At 52.7% G+C, this 14795-nt stretch carries 9 protein-coding genes; 5 read left to right on the forward strand and 4 right to left on the reverse strand.

What is annotated here, in order from left to right; all coding sequences use genetic code 11:
- From ACS5RD_RS16165 to ACS5RD_RS16180, 4 genes are read right to left on the reverse strand one after another with little or no spacing between them, the layout of a single operon-like run.
- Positions 1-8232 carry a hypothetical protein gene (locus ACS5RD_RS16165; protein ID WP_489928245.1) on the reverse strand — a complete coding sequence of 2744 codons (8232 nt, stop codon included), beginning with the start codon at positions 8230-8232 and terminating at the stop codon, positions 1-3.
- 7 nt (positions 8233-8239) lie between these two features.
- Positions 8240-8629 carry a toxin-activating lysine-acyltransferase gene (locus ACS5RD_RS16170; protein WP_489928246.1) on the reverse strand — a complete coding sequence of 130 codons (390 nt, stop codon included), beginning with the start codon at positions 8627-8629 and terminating at the stop codon, positions 8240-8242.
- An 8-nt stretch (positions 8630-8637) separates the two neighbouring features.
- Positions 8638-10242 (reverse strand): Tle-like phospholipase domain-containing protein, encoded by a 1605-nt coding sequence (locus ACS5RD_RS16175; RefSeq protein WP_489928247.1) that lies wholly within the window; start codon positions 10240-10242, stop codon positions 8638-8640.
- Positions 10235-10642, reverse strand: coding sequence for a hypothetical protein (locus tag ACS5RD_RS16180; protein WP_489928248.1), 408 nt, complete (start codon positions 10640-10642; stop codon positions 10235-10237). The genes ACS5RD_RS16175 and ACS5RD_RS16180 overlap by 8 nt, the downstream gene beginning before the upstream one ends.
- Before the next feature lie 487 nt (positions 10643-11129).
- Between ACS5RD_RS16180 and ACS5RD_RS16185 the strand changes: the two genes are divergently transcribed.
- The 5 genes from ACS5RD_RS16185 to ACS5RD_RS16205 all read left to right on the forward strand — a co-directional run bounded on the left by ACS5RD_RS16185 (position 11130) and on the right by ACS5RD_RS16205 (position 14145).
- Positions 11130-11315 carry a hypothetical protein gene (locus tag ACS5RD_RS16185; protein WP_489928249.1) on the forward strand — a complete coding sequence of 62 codons (186 nt, stop codon included), beginning with the start codon at positions 11130-11132 and terminating at the stop codon, positions 11313-11315.
- A gap of 68 nt (positions 11316-11383) precedes the next feature.
- Entirely contained in the window at positions 11384-11758 is a 375-nt protein-coding gene (tnpA, locus tag ACS5RD_RS16190) for an IS66-like element accessory protein TnpA (protein WP_489928250.1), read from the forward strand.
- Positions 11755-12102: an IS66 family insertion sequence element accessory protein TnpB gene (gene tnpB / locus ACS5RD_RS16195; protein ID WP_489928251.1), complete on the forward strand. Its 348-nt coding sequence runs from the start codon at positions 11755-11757 to the stop codon at positions 12100-12102. The genes tnpA and tnpB overlap by 4 nt, the downstream gene beginning before the upstream one ends.
- 61 nt (positions 12103-12163) lie before the next feature.
- The gene (tnpC, locus tag ACS5RD_RS16200) at positions 12164-13825 is read left to right on the forward strand and encodes an IS66 family transposase (protein ID WP_489928252.1); all 1662 of its coding nucleotides are present in this window, start codon (positions 12164-12166) and stop codon (positions 13823-13825) included.
- Entirely contained in the window at positions 13783-14145 is a 363-nt protein-coding gene (locus tag ACS5RD_RS16205) for a hypothetical protein (RefSeq protein WP_489928253.1), read from the forward strand. The genes tnpC and ACS5RD_RS16205 overlap by 43 nt, the downstream gene beginning before the upstream one ends.
- Positions 14146-14795: the final 650 nt, after the last annotated feature.

The raw sequence follows: 14795 nt of genomic DNA on the forward strand, positions 1-14795 counted from the left end.
CTACACGAATAGGAAATCGTCTGCGGTGATAGATGCGGTTGCCACGTTTTCGAGCAGAATAGTCGATCCCGGCCCATAAGTAATCAATGTATTCGCGCCCTGTGCTGTTATCGCCAGCGCCGACCAAGTGAGACCTGTAAGGCGGATATGATCCGATGTATCCTCAAAGTCTTTCACTGTGTCGGCTCCATCACCACGCGTAAATGCAAAGACATCGCTGCCGAGGCCACCGAACAAAATGTCATTGCCGAGCCCGCCACGGAGGGTGTCCCCGCCGCGTTCGCCACGAATTTCATTGGCTATCCCATTTCCAGTCAAAACATCGCCATATGCATCAAGGTCTGAACCCTGAACATTCTCAAAATCGGAGAGCACGTCACCAGTTGCATATCCACCGTTCGCAGTTCCAGTTGCTAGATTGATCGTCACAGCAGCTGTAGAACTGTAGTAGCTGACTTGATCAATACCGTCTCCGCCGGATAGCCGATCACCTTCTGCGCCGCCGTCAACCTTATCATTTCCGAGGTCACCAGAGATTGTGTCGCTTCCTGCATCACCATTCAATATGTCAGCACCATCATTGCCAGAAAGTATGTCATTTCCAGCTCCCCCATAAAGCCTATTGGCAACTTCATTTCCGGTCAGTTTATCTGAATATGCAGACCCATAGACGTATTCGACTGAGACGAGCCGATCACCGAACGCAGCGCCACCAGCTCCACGGCCAGTTCCAAGATTCACGTCCACCGCAGCAGTTGAAGTCGTGTAGTAGGCGGAATCGACGCCAAGCCCGCCATCAAGCACCTCGGCTCCTGCACCCGAGTAAAGCTTGTCTGTACCATCTCCACCAAAGAGTTCCGACCGTCCTGCTTGCCCGATCAGTATATCAATCCCTCCGCCGCCAAAGATGACGTCGTCTCCCCCATTACTTGAAAGGTTGTCGTTTCCGAGCATTCCGACCAGGACTTCGCCTGCCGCCGTACCCGAAAGCGTCTCGTTTGCATCGGTGCCGATGATCCGTGAAAGGATTTCGATATTCCCGGTGAGTTGCGCGGACGTAGCGCCTGCAACGAAGATACTCCCTCCGCTATAGGTAATAGTCGCCCCACCAGTTCCATCAACAACAGTGAATATGTTGGTTTCGGTTGCGAGTTGGATGAGATCACTGCCTGCGACAAAATCTTCGATCCGATCAACGCCATCGCCTTGCGTGAACTGGAAGATGTCATCGCCTACGCCACCATAAAGCGTGTCATTTCCTTGCCCTCCAGAAAGAACGTCATTCCCAGCGTCCCCCCAGACAACATTAGCAAGATCGTCGCCAGAAAGCGTATCGCCAGACAATGCAATATTGGAGCCTCGCAGGTTTTCTATTGAGGAGAATGTGTCCCCTGCAGCGTCTCCCAACAAACCTTCGCTAGTCAGCAGATTGACAAATACTCCAGTGGTTGCAGCATTCGCGAAAGTAAGAAGATCGGTGCCACCACCACCGAACAAAGAATCTGCACCAGTACCCCCAAACAAGGTGTCGTTGCCTACACCACCATACAGGCTATCGTTGCCCGCATCTCCCGATAGGTAATCGTTGCCTTCACGACCTGAAAGACTGTCGTTTCCAACACCACCCCAAATTCGGTTATTTACGGAATCCCCAGAAAGACTGTCGCTATACCCACTACCGAACAGATCTTCGATACTTACATACTGGTCGTATGCGGCATCGCCTGTATTTTGCGCCGGGGCAGCAAGATCAGCTATCACCGCACTCGTCGCTGTCGAATATTGAGCTCGATCTGTGCCAGTACCGCCGTACAGCACGTCCGCTCCGCCACCACCAATCAGGATGTCTGAGCTATCGCCGCCAAACAACGAGTCGTTGCCAGACGTTGCAACCAACAGATCGGCACCAAGTCCACCAAAGATGGCGTCAAAGCCGCCAGCGCCATAAAGGCTATCGTTTCCAGCAAATCCAGCAACGATTTCGTCCGAGCTCGTGCCCGCCAGGCTTTCATTCGCTGTTGTGCCGTCAAGCCGCGTAGGTTGGATAAGGGCTGCCTGAAGCTGTGCCACTGTTGCACCTGCTACAAAGACGGTAAGGCCCGCCGCCGTGAACTGTGCGCCGCCTGATACTACTGTGAATACCGGCGCAAATACCTCGCTAATGAGAAGGATTTGGTCATATCCGTACTGATCACTTTGAGTGAAATCCTGAATGACATCCGAGCCGTCTTGCTCGAAGAACACAAAGGTATCGGCACCTTTTCCCCCGAAGAGGGTGTCGTTGCCAGCGCCACCTTGCAGAACATCCGTCCCACGGAGACCGAGCAAAGTGTTGTCGCCACTAGATCCCATCAGCGTGTCGCTCGCACCAGTCAGGTCGCTGCCACGCAAGCTCTCGAAACTTGCAAAGATATCGCCCTGCGCTGCCCCACCAGAAGCCCAGCCATTTTGAAGGTTTACCGCAACTCCTGTAATACTTGAGCTATAGGAGAGCATATCAATGCCTGCTCCACCATTCAGTTGGTCAGTGCCAGCACCACCATCCAGACTGTCGTCTCCGTCACCTCCAAACAAGGAGTCGACACCAGCGCCGCCAGAGAGGTCATCATTCCCACCCACACCGGACAGGTAGTCATCTCCACCTAGCCCAGCAATCGCATTGCCCAGCCCGTTGCCCGAAATGCGATCATTGAAAGCTTCTGTACCTTGCACGTTTTCAATTTCGGCGAACCGATCACCAGCCGCCGTTCCCCCGGTCGCCGTATCGGTGGCGAGATCAACGATAACTCCTGCAACCGCGTTATCAAGCAGAACGGTATCGAGCCCAGAACCGCCAATGAAATGCTCCTCACCCGTACCAGCAACGAAAGTATCGTTGCCTTCGCCGCCATAATAATCCGACCGCCCACCTGCGCCGACAATCGTATCATTTCCAAGCCCGCCATAAATGACGTCGATTCCGCCCCCACTTGAAATGCTATCATTTCCGGCCTGCCCGAAAATGACATCAGAGCCGGTTGCCCCGACAAGCGTTTCCGCCACAGCCGTTCCAAGCAGACCCTGCGTTATCTGAAAACTCGTCCCAGTGCCCGCAGCAAAATCGGCAAGAGATATTTGCGATGCGCTGATACCTGCCAAGAAGAACGAGGTATTGGGGCCAAAGTGGATACGTGCTCCCCCAGTTTCGTCGTAGATGACCACAGAATAGGCTCCCGCAATAGCGGAAATCCTATCCACACCATCCTCAAAGCCGTTGATCGTATCTTGACCAGCAGTTGCGGAGGTCAAAAAGACATCCTGACCTAGCCCGCCCGTCAAAGCATCGTTTCCGGCACCACCAGCGAGGATGTCGTCACCATCACCACCGAAAAGTGCGTCGTTGCCGACGTCGCCACTCAGAATGTCTGCGCCAGCTTCGCCATAAAGGGCATCATTGCCCGCACCGCCAACGACGTTGTCGCCATCCGCCTGACCATTGAGCGTGTCCTGCCCCTCCCCCCCGGCGAGCAGATCATTTCCATCTCCGCCCAGAATGGAATCCGACCCCTCTCCACCATCGAGGTGATCATCGCCAGCTTCGCCAAAAACGCGATCGTTCCCCGCATCCGCAGCAATACTGTCGTTGCCAATGCCACCAAGGAGGCTGTCAACGCCATCGCCACCCTGCAGCGTGTCATTGCCATCCGAACCGTTGAGCGTGTCGTTTCCGGCGTCGCCCAAAATCAGATCGTTGCCAGCGTCGCCAGTGAGCGTGTCGTTTCCATCGCCGCCGTTAATGCTGTCGTTTCCGGACGATCCGGAAATTGTGTCATTGCCCCCGCGTCCATTGATCACATCATTGCCGGAGAACCCAATAATATTGTTCGCGATATCACTGCCCGAAAGATCGTCGTCCGAGTTTGAGCCTTTTAGGTTTTCTATACTGATGAGCACATCATGCATGGCGTCACCCGTGAAGCCGAGGCTTTGGAGCAAGTCTACCCGGACGCCGGAGTCAGCATTCAAATAGCTGGCGGTATCGATCCCGTCGCCGCCATCAATCTTGTCGGCCCCTTCACTGCCACTGATCAGGTCGTTGCCCGCTCCGCCTTCGAGCAGATCATTTCCAGAACCGCCATCAAGCGTATCATTCCCTTCATTACCAAAGAGATTGTCGTCAGCGTCGTCACCATGCAGTAGATCGTTCCCGAGGCCGCCATAGAGCAAATCTGACGCTTCATCGCCGTAGAGTTGGTCATCCCCACTTCCACCGATGAGTTCATCAACACCTAGGCCACCATAAATAATGTCATTGAGCGTCCCGCCATCGACACTATCACCGCCATCGCCGCCAAAAATAGAGTCGTTACCATCTTCACCAAAAATCGTGTCGTGTGAGGCTCCGCCCTCTATCGAGTCATTGCCAAGGCCGCCGTACAATGTGTCTCGACCGCTTTCACCGAGCAGCCAATCATCTCCGCTGCCGCCATAGCTCACATCATGCCCAGAACCCCCTCCGAGCTTATCAACACCATCCCCACCGACTAAACTATCGTCGCCGGATTCGCCTGAAAGTTTATCATCGCCGAGACCACCATAAATAGTGTCTTTGCCGCTATCACCGTAAAGGCGATCTGCTCCGTCGCCGCCATCAATTAAATCTCCACCCGTTCCACCATCAATGATGTCGTTACCAGCATCGCCATGGAGTTGGTCATATCCTGAACCACCGTCTACCGTATCATCACCCGCACCAGCACGAATACGTTGTTGACCATCAAATCCATAGCTTCCATTCGCCAACGAAATATCATCATTTGTTGCACCAAACACTTCAAAGCCGGTGCTGAGCGGTGCATATTCCCATTCTGAAGCCAGCACCTTATTACGCCGATCCAAAAACGCAGTATCCCCAAATCTTGCCTGGAAATCCGCATCTGTAAGCGTCACAAATCCCGTATACGTTGGGTTTTGATACTTTGAACTCCCCAGTCCGCCTTGAAGGTAACTATATCCAGCATTCAGAACTTCACCTTGAGCGGAAACAATTTTTTCAATATCGACCACATCAAGATACTGATATTCACCACTATGTGTGCCATTTGAGTTGTTATGCCAAATCACTGCGCCGATCTGCCCCGATGCAGACTTGTACCAAACGGCATCCATAAAATTAGTGAATTCAAATTTTATAGTATCTGTTCCAGTGCCCCCGTTGATCCGCCCCTGATCTGCCGATGCATAAAACATATCATTACCGGAACCGCCAAATGCGACATCTGGGCCAGTCACGCAAATCTGATCGTCACCGTCACCGCCATAGACGACATCAACGCCCCATTCGCCGTAGGCATTCGCTGCAGGATTGTCTGAAAGTCCATCCTGCCAAAAAAACGGGGTTTCCGGAAGCGCCTGAGTCAATGCAAAAATAAGGTCATTGCCTGCACCACCATAAACGGTGTCATCACCCCAACCGCCGAAGATTTGGTCAGCGCTGGTTCCCCCTGTTATTATGTCGTCTCCGGTCTCGCCCAGAATTGTGCTCGATCCTGCATCAGCAACGATGATGTCGTCACCGCTCCCGCCTTCAATATAGTCGTTCTCTGCACCGCCATAGATTGCATCATCAGACCCTCCACCATAGAGCGAGTCTACTCCAGTACCACCGAAGAGGTCGTCATCTGCCGATCCCCCATAGAGTTGATCAACACCACTCCCCCCTTCGACCAGATCATCTTGGTTGCCGCCGTAAACAGAATCCGAACCATCTCCGCCATTCAGAACGTCATCGCCATCTTCACCTTGAATGCTGTCGTTATCCGAATCACCCCATGTAAAATCATCATCTGCGCCGCCGAACAGCACATCGTTTCCAGCTCCACCGCGAAGAACATCACGCCCTAGGACGCCAAAAACCCAATCGTCGCCCATTCCGCCAAAAAGGCTGTCGTCACCAACATCTCCGGAAATAAAGTCGTTGCCGTCAAAACCGTAGATAGTATCATCTCCCGCTAGGCCGAAAAGTGCATCGCGAAGATCGGTTCCGTTCAGAAGATCGTTGCCGTTCGTTCCAATCACATAAGTCGAATAGGCCGGGTCATAGGTCCGAACAGCATCATCGAAGCGTAAGAATTCCACGCCCTGCAAGGCGACGACAACCCCGTCGCTTTTGCGCGTCACAGTCAGTGAGTTCGAGCCGAGATTATTTACTGTATAATCCGCAAAATTTCCGGTGAAGGTAATCATATCTTCACCAGTGCCGCCAAACACCGAAGCATTGCTCTGGCCTACAGAGAACTGGTCAATCCCGGCTCCACCGTAAAGCGTATCAATTCCAGATCCCCCAAAGAGCAGATCGTCCCCATCTTGGCCATCAAGGCGGTCGTTCCCGATCCCACCAAACAGAGTGTCAGAACCCGTGCCTCCGTACAGCGTGTCGTTCCCTGAAAAGCCATGCACAACATCGTTCCCAGCACCCGCCGAAACGCTGTCATTGCCTGAAGATGCGCGGAACGTACTATTTGCGGCATCGCCATTAATTGTGAAGTTTGCCGTGTAGCCAAATTGGACAGCGAGAACAAACGTCTGAGCCCAACCAACTGTAAATGCGCTGTTCGGATCCGCCGCAATCAGTGCATCATATGTCGATTGGTTCTCAAGATATTTCTCGTAATCAGAAGCGATCTGCAAGCGCAATGAAAAATCGTTTATAAGCGTCTGTGCCTCGGCTCCAGCGGCATTGGCCGTGACATACGCAAGTGCAACACTAAACTTTATATCCCCATCATTGAGACGAAGATCCTTCAACACGTCTACTAGGCGCTCTGAGAGCGCAGACTGTACTGAACCATAGTTGCTGCCATCGCCGTTCCGGATCGCCTTTTCGACATGGCCAAAGGTCAAAGTTAAGGCACTAGCGAGTTGGCCCAAATTGTTAGATGAAGAGTCCGCACGGTCGATCACGCCATTGATGAAGTCCGTAAAAGCTGCTGCCATGCCCTGAGACAAGGCCACATTACCACCGTCCTGTGCAGACGTGCTCATAACTTGGAAATGGCCTGAATAGCTGTCGTAGCCAACTGACGTCAGCGAACTCGGATCTTTGTCAAAGATTAGGTCCAAGATCAAACCGCCAACATATCCCAAGACTGTACCCAAAATGCCGGTGATTCCAGCAAACATATCAAGTGCAAGCGAAATCACACCCGATCCAATTTGCGCCTCCACCGATTCTAGTGCCGGTAGTATTGTCCCGATTGCCGCCTTAAAGATGAGATTCAGCACATTTGCGCCGGAGAAAATCTGCGCCAACTCTGGCTGAGAAAGACCAAAATCTGCTATTTGCGTGTCACTTAAACCCAAAACATCCACGGCAATTTCATGCACCGAAAGGTCTATGATGTAGTTAACACCTTGTTCAGCCAGCAAGTAGGCAAACTTGCCCGCAAACTCTTCCGTATTCAGGCTTTCGAATACTTCAGCCATGATCCACTGCGATAGCAATGCAGAGGCATTATCTACTGTGTTTGTCACAAGTTCAGGGTAAAAATCAGCAAAGGTAATAGCAGCAATATCATCCAGATCGCCGTTTTGCATCCCACCGGACACAATCTGACTATGGATTGCCCCGCCTGCAAATTCGAAGAGATTCTGGACAAATGTTCCAGCAATTGACGTTACCGCCAACTTTTCAAATACACTCGCATCGTCATCGAGTAGTGCAGCCGTGATAAACGGGGTGACGAGTTTGCCGATCTGAAAGCCAAAATCAGCTCCAACAAGTACGACTTCTCGGATGCTTTCTCCAATAATATTCCTATTTTCATCTACTAAATACTGTGTTTGAACTAACCGGCCGTAAGCGTCGGCATGGGTAACATAGGCTTTGGCGACAAGACGTCCGTCAACTGTTTCCATTTTGTAGATCGTAGAGCCAGACGCGGCCAGCCCCCCGAGACCGTTGTCCAATTCAACATAATCCAGTGAATTGTCATGGTTTAAATCTGCTAGAGATCCCGGAACAATCTGAGAAAGTTGCCATGAATTTAAGAATGACAGAACTGAAGCATTATGGACCCGAACCCCACCTGCGATATAGGTGTGATATTCCTCAACTTCAAAGTTGAAAACCTCATGACCTAACGGCGAAATCGAACCGATCTGATGCGTCAAAGCATCGGGTAGCTGACCTGTATCGACATCGAATTGCGCAGAAAAAATCGACGGAATCACTTGCCCACAAACAAAATTCATTTTCAAGTTACTCCTTAAATACGCCACCAAGAATCGCGCGATCAGTTTGCGCCTTGAATTGTTCTATGAAGATATTCGGGTCGGCAAATGGGGATATGCAGTCCACGACTACAATATCCGGGCCCGATCGCCAGTCATTCAACCCCATAATGAAAGGTGGACACCCAATTTTAGCTTTCACTTCAGATGATGCATACGCCCACATCACAGCTGCCAATGGCTGCTTACCCTTTAGGTACACGCGAACCTGTTTGAGCATCAACGGCGCGACAACAAGATCATCGATGTGCGCGATAAGACGTTCTCTATGAGGTTTTGAAAGCGTCATAAGCCATGTCACTTGACCAAGGACATGAGTGAACTCTTCCGAGTTGGGAAGCTTGGGAATGTTTGTCATGGTTGATTTCAATGCCCGCGCTTGTGTTTATTGGAGGTAGCCGCAACAAAATTCCGACTTCCAATCTCTCCGGTCCTGTGCTCCCGACGGAGGGCTAATGGGAAATTGGGTCGAATTGCTTCAAGATGTTTGCCAGTTACGGGGGCAACGGGCCCGATGTCCGACATCACCGGCGTAGCTAAGAATGGTGCCGCACCATCCCATTCTGCGACTTGGTAAATGTCTGTCAGCGTCAAGCAAGAGCGTTGCAAAACATAATCTTCTGGGTTCGGGATCGAAGGGCTCACGGACCAGTGGAAGGGTACTGGCACTGCATCACCAGTTTTAACCAGACCGTCATCCGTTACTTCGCCACCATTGGCTTCAATTATTTCCGCGATCGAATAATCCTTGTCACCATTAAGCAAGAACCGCGTTCCAAGACGAATTTTCTTGGCCTCTACAACGTGGAAGCCCTCAAATGTCTTGTCGCCAGTGACCGCCCAGATAAGACGATCATTAACATCACCGACAGCGACGCCAGTTGATGCCCGGACAAGACTTCCATCTTGACGGACCAGTGCACCATCCGAGCGCAGAATATCGAGTATTGGAACATATTTTCCGGCAAAGTTCCCATCACCGCAAAGCGTGATGTGACCCGGAGTGACCATCAGGCCGAAAACATCAAGGATATGTTTGGCTTGCTTTCGGAATGTACGCTTTACCACGCTAGGCACAAGTTTACCCAGGCTATCAAAAGCCAAAACATGATCTCCGGCGACAATAGATTCAATCTTTTTTAGCGTCCCATCACCGAGAGTGATAAATGTTCCGGAAAGGAAGCAGTTATTTTGAGCATGTTGCAATGCAAATTCAATTTGCTGTCGGACATAGTTATCGCCGATTGAATTCAGCGCAACCACTGCCTCCTCAATGCTGATCCAACCATTATTAATAGCATCAGTAAAAGTAGGCGCATCTGATAAAAGCGTAAGGTGACGCCCATTGCTAAGCCCCAATAGCAAATTCCCTAACCCATGGCCGTCCGTATTTGGTACATAGTACACGTTATCGCTTAATCTTTGGCCTAACCCGTGAATTACGCCTGAAGCCCCCCAAGATTCCGAGTAAATATAAGTCACATTTGGATCTGAAATCAACAACGGAAATGGGCTTAAGCCTCCCAACCCTGGCGCGTTAAATACTACAGCATTATAGCTGGGATCACTCAGCACATTCTGTTGAGCCAAATACCCACCTAGGGAATGCCCAACGAACACAATCTCAGCGTTCTTCCCCGCAACAACTGCTAGAGCCTGCGAGGTAAAAATCTGAGAATTTGAGTATTGATTGGTAAAACTGCCACCAGCCCCAACAAAAAAATCTGTCAAGACATAATCGCCCACCTGACTAGTGCCCTGAAATGAGATTACCAGCCTGTTATCACTTGCTGAGTAATAAGCTTGCCCCCCAAAAGAAGTACTATCAGTTGGATACCACTGAGACATAAGCTGATAGCCGGTAGCAGCGCCATTTAGCTGCAGCGTCTGTCCAACCTGCAGTGTTTCATCATAACTGGCGTTAGCTAGCGCTCCAAATAAAATAAATTCATCTGTACTATAGTCAGTCATTGACAAAATTCTCCACTATTTTCTTATCGCGAGTTACACGCAGCACCACTTCGTTACAGCAAGCCTCCTGATAATAGTATCCATAAAATGGATACATAATTTTTGAAGCTGGTGGCCAGTAGTGAAGTCCAAAAACCACAACGCCTGGACCATATTTTTCTGAATTGCTCCAACCATTTAGATCAAAGCATGTTTTTGCAGTGTATAAGATGAAAACTGTATGCAATTTGCAGTCTTGATAAAAAAATGAATCGATAGCCTTAATATTTTCTGCATCCAGGCTCGCATCTTCAAGTACAGAAATAAAAAAATGTTCCGTCCTAAGCTCCCTGTTAGCAGCAAAAGCAAGAAATTGATCAATTATTAAAACTGTAACAAAAATTACAATAAGCCTTTTCATTCCAATCCCACAAATTTTACCACAATTACCGTATTGACCTGATTGAGTGTTACACCCGCAAGAAACTGCTCACATCTTAAAATACTGAGTTAATTATGAATAATCACTCGCTCGTTGCCCTCTCTAGCAACTAAGAATTTCGGAGGACGCGGGATCAGGCTGAGAGTGTTTTGATTTTGCGTGGCGAAATCAAAAAATACATCCGTTGACCTCAAGCCACTCACACTATGTAATCAGCGTAAACCACTCATGCACTTGATGTCCAGTGTCTTTTTGCGGTAGTTTTCTTCTTCAGAAATCTAGGCCTAACCATATGGCATGCCTAGATGTTCTCACATCTGAAAATATTCCGCGTTAGAAATCTCCGATAAAGACAGGTGGCCGGATTGTGCACACCCGGCCACCCTTGCTCCTTTGCAGGAGTGTCGGTCAGGCGCTTTCGCGGCGGTCCAGCCGCTCTTGAAGCCAGCTCAGTATGGCGATCCACATGAACTCGAAATCCGTGATCATTGCCGAGACGGACGTGCTACTCGCGTTGGCCGAAGCTGACAAGCTGGACGATCTGCTGCGCACAGGCCAGCAGGTGTTGATTTCTGATATGATTATATTTTTGCTGTGCAATCGACCTGAGACGCCTCTCACTCGTAACCGCCCGACATTGACCGCCTTATGAGGGCACCTTGCTTGGTTTAGGAACGTCCATAATGACGTCATTTTGGACGTCTCCTATGTGAGGGCGGCATGCGAGGTGAAGTTCTGGGTGCGGTTGTGCGTCGGCGTCGTTGGACGGATGTCGAGAAGTTTGCCGTGGTTGGCGAGGTGGGTCGTCACGGCGCTTCGGTGACGCAGGTTGCTCAGCGCCATGATCTCAGACGGCAGCAGATTTATGCGTGGCGGCACGACCTGCGCAAGAAGGGGCTTTGCGAACCAGAAGGCGCTGCTCTGTTTTTGCCCGTCGAACTTGCGCCACCTCAGGTTCCTGAGGCCAGGGTGGTCACGGACATCGCAGCGCCCATGGTGGAGATCGTATTGCGGAATGGTCGCCAGATCCGGTGCCGGGGCGGGATCGGTGACGATGATCTGGCGCGGCTGATCCGGTTGGTCGAGGCGGCATGATCGGGCCGGGCACCGACGTTCGGGTTTACCTAGCCTGCGGGACGACCGACATGCGCAAGGGCATCGAAGGGCTGGCGGCTCTGGCTCAGGATGTGTTGCGGCAGAAGGCGGCGGGTGGGGCGGTGTTTGCATTCCGCGGCAAACGGGGCGACAGGCTGAAGCTGCTACACTGGGATGGCCAGGGGTTCTGCCTTTACTACAAGGTGCTGGAGCGCGGGCGATTTCCTTGGCCCACGACACAGGATGGGGCAGTGCGATTGACCTCAGCACAACTCTCTATGCTGTGGGAAGGGATCGATTGGCGCCGCCCGGACTGGGGTGCGCCACCGGCCAGAGTTGGCTAGATACTGCACTGTTTTTGCTTGTTTTTATGGTGTTTCTTCGAGCCACATGGTATGAATTGCCATGTCCCATACACCCGTAATCCTGCCTGATGATCCCGCCGCCTTGAAGGCGATGATCGCGGCATTGCAGGCCGAGAATGCCCGGGTTGCAGCCGAGAACATGCGTGTTCAGGCCGATATCGAGAAGATGTCCGCCACCCTGCGCGCCCATGAGGCGCTGGTTCAGGCGCTGCAAATCCAGATCGCACGGCTGAAGAAACAGAAGTTTGGCGCCAGCTCAGAACGCATCGAGCGGGAGATCGAACAGCTTGAACTGGCGCTGGAGCATCTGGAGATTGCCGGGGCGGCAGCGATCAGCGCGATTGCACCCGATGACGACGCCGAACTCAGCACAGACGAACAAGCTGCGATGCCCAGCTCTCCTCGTCGCCGCAAGCCCTTGGTGGCAGAGGGCACGCCGCGTGAACGCATCGTCCTGGACCCCGGTGATGATTGCCCGGAATGCGGCGGCACCCTGCGCCTGATCGGCGAGGACGTCAGCGAGATCCTCGAACTGATCTCGGCCAAGCTGAAGGTGATCGAAACAGCCAGATTGAAGAAGTCCTGCCGCCGTTGTGAGAGGATCACCCAACTGCCCGCACCATCGCGCCCCATTCCGCGCAGCATGGCCGGCCCGGGTCTGCTGGCACATGTTCTGGTCTCGAAGTTCGACGATCACCTTCCGCTCTATCGCCAGAACGAGATCTTTGCCCGGATGGGCGCAAACATCCCGGCCTCGACCCTGGTCGATTGGTGCGGCCAGGGCGTGCGGGTGATGGAGCCACTGGTCGAACGCATCCGCGCCAATATTCTGGCTTCGGACCGCTTGCATGCGGATGATACCCCGGTTCGAGTGCTTGATCCGTCAAAACGCATCGACGGAATCGGCAAAGGCGTCAAAGAAGGCCGCATCTGGACCTATGTGCGCGATGACAGACCATGGGGCAGCACAGTGCCGCCGGGGGCGGCCTACTTCTTCTCGGTCGACCGCAAGGGCGAACATCCGCAGCGTCATCTGGCCGGGTTCTCCGGCATGCTGCAAGCAGACGCCTATTCCGGCTTCAAAGCACTTTACACCCCGGATACGTCAGGCAAATCCCGCATCCGCGAGGCGGCCTGCTGGGCCCATCTGCGGCGCGACTTCTTCGACGTCCACACCGCCACCAAATCCGAGATCGCCCGCGAGGCGCTGGACCGGATCGGTGATCTTTATGACATCGAGCGTCAGATCAGAGGCCAATCCCGCGACGCCCGGCGTGCCATCCGTCAGACCGAAACCCGCCCGAAAGTGGAAGCCTTCAAGGCATGGTCCGAAGTCCAGCTGACCCGCATCCCCGGCAAAAGCGACCTCGCCAAAGCCTTCCGATATGCCCTGAACCGCTGGGACGCCTTCACCCTCTTCCTCGACGACGGCCGCGTCGCCATCGATAACAACGTCGCCGAACGAGCCATCAAACCGGTCGTAATCGGCCGCAAAAACTTTCTCTTCGCCGGATCAGACGCCGGCGGCGAAACCCTCGCCAGTGCGATGACAATCGTTGAGACCGCCAAGCTCAACGGCCTCGACCCCCAAGCCTACCTCGCTGACATCTTCGCCCGTATCAATGATCACATGATCAACCGCATCGACGAGTTGCTGCCATGGAACTGGAAACCCTACGCAAATCAGGCCGCCGCAGCCTGAATGGCGGTCCTTATCGGGCGGTTACTCTCACTCGTGGGGTCACAGCTTGGATCGCGCGGCACAGATCAGGGCAGATCAACATCGTCGCTACCGAAGTTCTTGAGGAATTTGTACTCATCGCGCAGGTTCGTCCGCAGACGAAGTCGGAAGGCCGAGATGAACGGGCGGCGTATGAGATCTTTAACCATGAATTGGCGGGTGGCGTCGATAGTTGTATTTTGCTGTTTGCCAGCAGTGATGTGCGGGCCGGCAATTTTCTAGTGCATCCGCCGGACAGCGTGCAGATCATGTCTGTGCGGGGGTATCTGGCAGGTGGATGAGGAACGGATTTTGCAGCGGCGAACTTCGGTGTGCCTCAGTCGTGATACCGGCGAGCGCGCGAAACCAGGTCGCTGTTCGTGAGTTTTGGCAAGTGGCGATTCGCGCCATCGCGGTCGCACGGCGGCAGAACTGCATTTCGTGAGCCGAAGTTCGACCTTGCCGGCCCAAATCCGTTCCGGCGAGCAACTTTTTTTTGCGCTCATCCGGGTCTGCTTTCTCGGTCCCGCAGGCGGGCGTCGCCATTGATTTTCATCCTTTTTTCGCAAGCCGGAATTTGACTGAATTCATAAAAGCCTGGGCCCACGCGCGGTCGCGGAAGCCGCAGATTTAATAGGGTTTTGCGTATCGACGCCATAGCCGCAGCCAAATGGTGGCTGGGGGTGTTCCATTTTTCGCATGATTTTTTCGCAAACTTCTGATCGAGCCGCTGTACGGCAAATCTGGCCTTTGAGCCTCAAACGCAGCCCATCAAGTGGCGGTCGCGCGCACCAAAAATCAGTTGACGGGCGGCAAACGCATCGGCTAGCGGTGTCTGCATCATGACCCAGCGCACGCATCATATCAGCCGCAACATACGCGGCATCGTCTGACCCCTCCTGGGGAGCCAGCGATATGACCACGGGTTAACTCCCTGACATTGCAGTGCCTT

The organism is Cypionkella sp. PAMC25878, assembly GCF_058135695.1.

Excerpts from the sequence above, each read along its gene's own strand:
- ACS5RD_RS16175 (WP_489928247.1), bottom strand. The coding sequence starts at position 10,242 with ATGACTGACTATAGTACAGATGAATTTATTTTATTTGGAGCGCTAGCT.
- tnpB (WP_489928251.1), top strand. The coding sequence starts at position 11,755 with ATGATCGGGCCGGGCACCGACGTTCGGGTTTACCTAGCCTGCGGGACG.
- ACS5RD_RS16205 (WP_489928253.1), top strand. The coding sequence starts at position 13,783 with ATGGAACTGGAAACCCTACGCAAATCAGGCCGCCGCAGCCTGAATGGC.
- tnpA (WP_489928250.1), top strand. The coding sequence starts at position 11,384 with ATGCGAGGTGAAGTTCTGGGTGCGGTTGTGCGTCGGCGTCGTTGGACG.
- ACS5RD_RS16170 (WP_489928246.1), bottom strand. The coding sequence starts at position 8,629 with ATGACAAACATTCCCAAGCTTCCCAACTCGGAAGAGTTCACTCATGTC.
- ACS5RD_RS16180 (WP_489928248.1), bottom strand. The coding sequence starts at position 10,642 with ATGAAAAGGCTTATTGTAATTTTTGTTACAGTTTTAATAATTGATCAA.
- tnpC (WP_489928252.1), top strand. The coding sequence starts at position 12,164 with ATGTCCCATACACCCGTAATCCTGCCTGATGATCCCGCCGCCTTGAAG.
- ACS5RD_RS16165 (WP_489928245.1), bottom strand. The coding sequence starts at position 8,232 with ATGAATTTTGTTTGTGGGCAAGTGATTCCGTCGATTTTTTCTGCGCAA.
- ACS5RD_RS16185 (WP_489928249.1), top strand. The coding sequence starts at position 11,130 with ATGAACTCGAAATCCGTGATCATTGCCGAGACGGACGTGCTACTCGCG.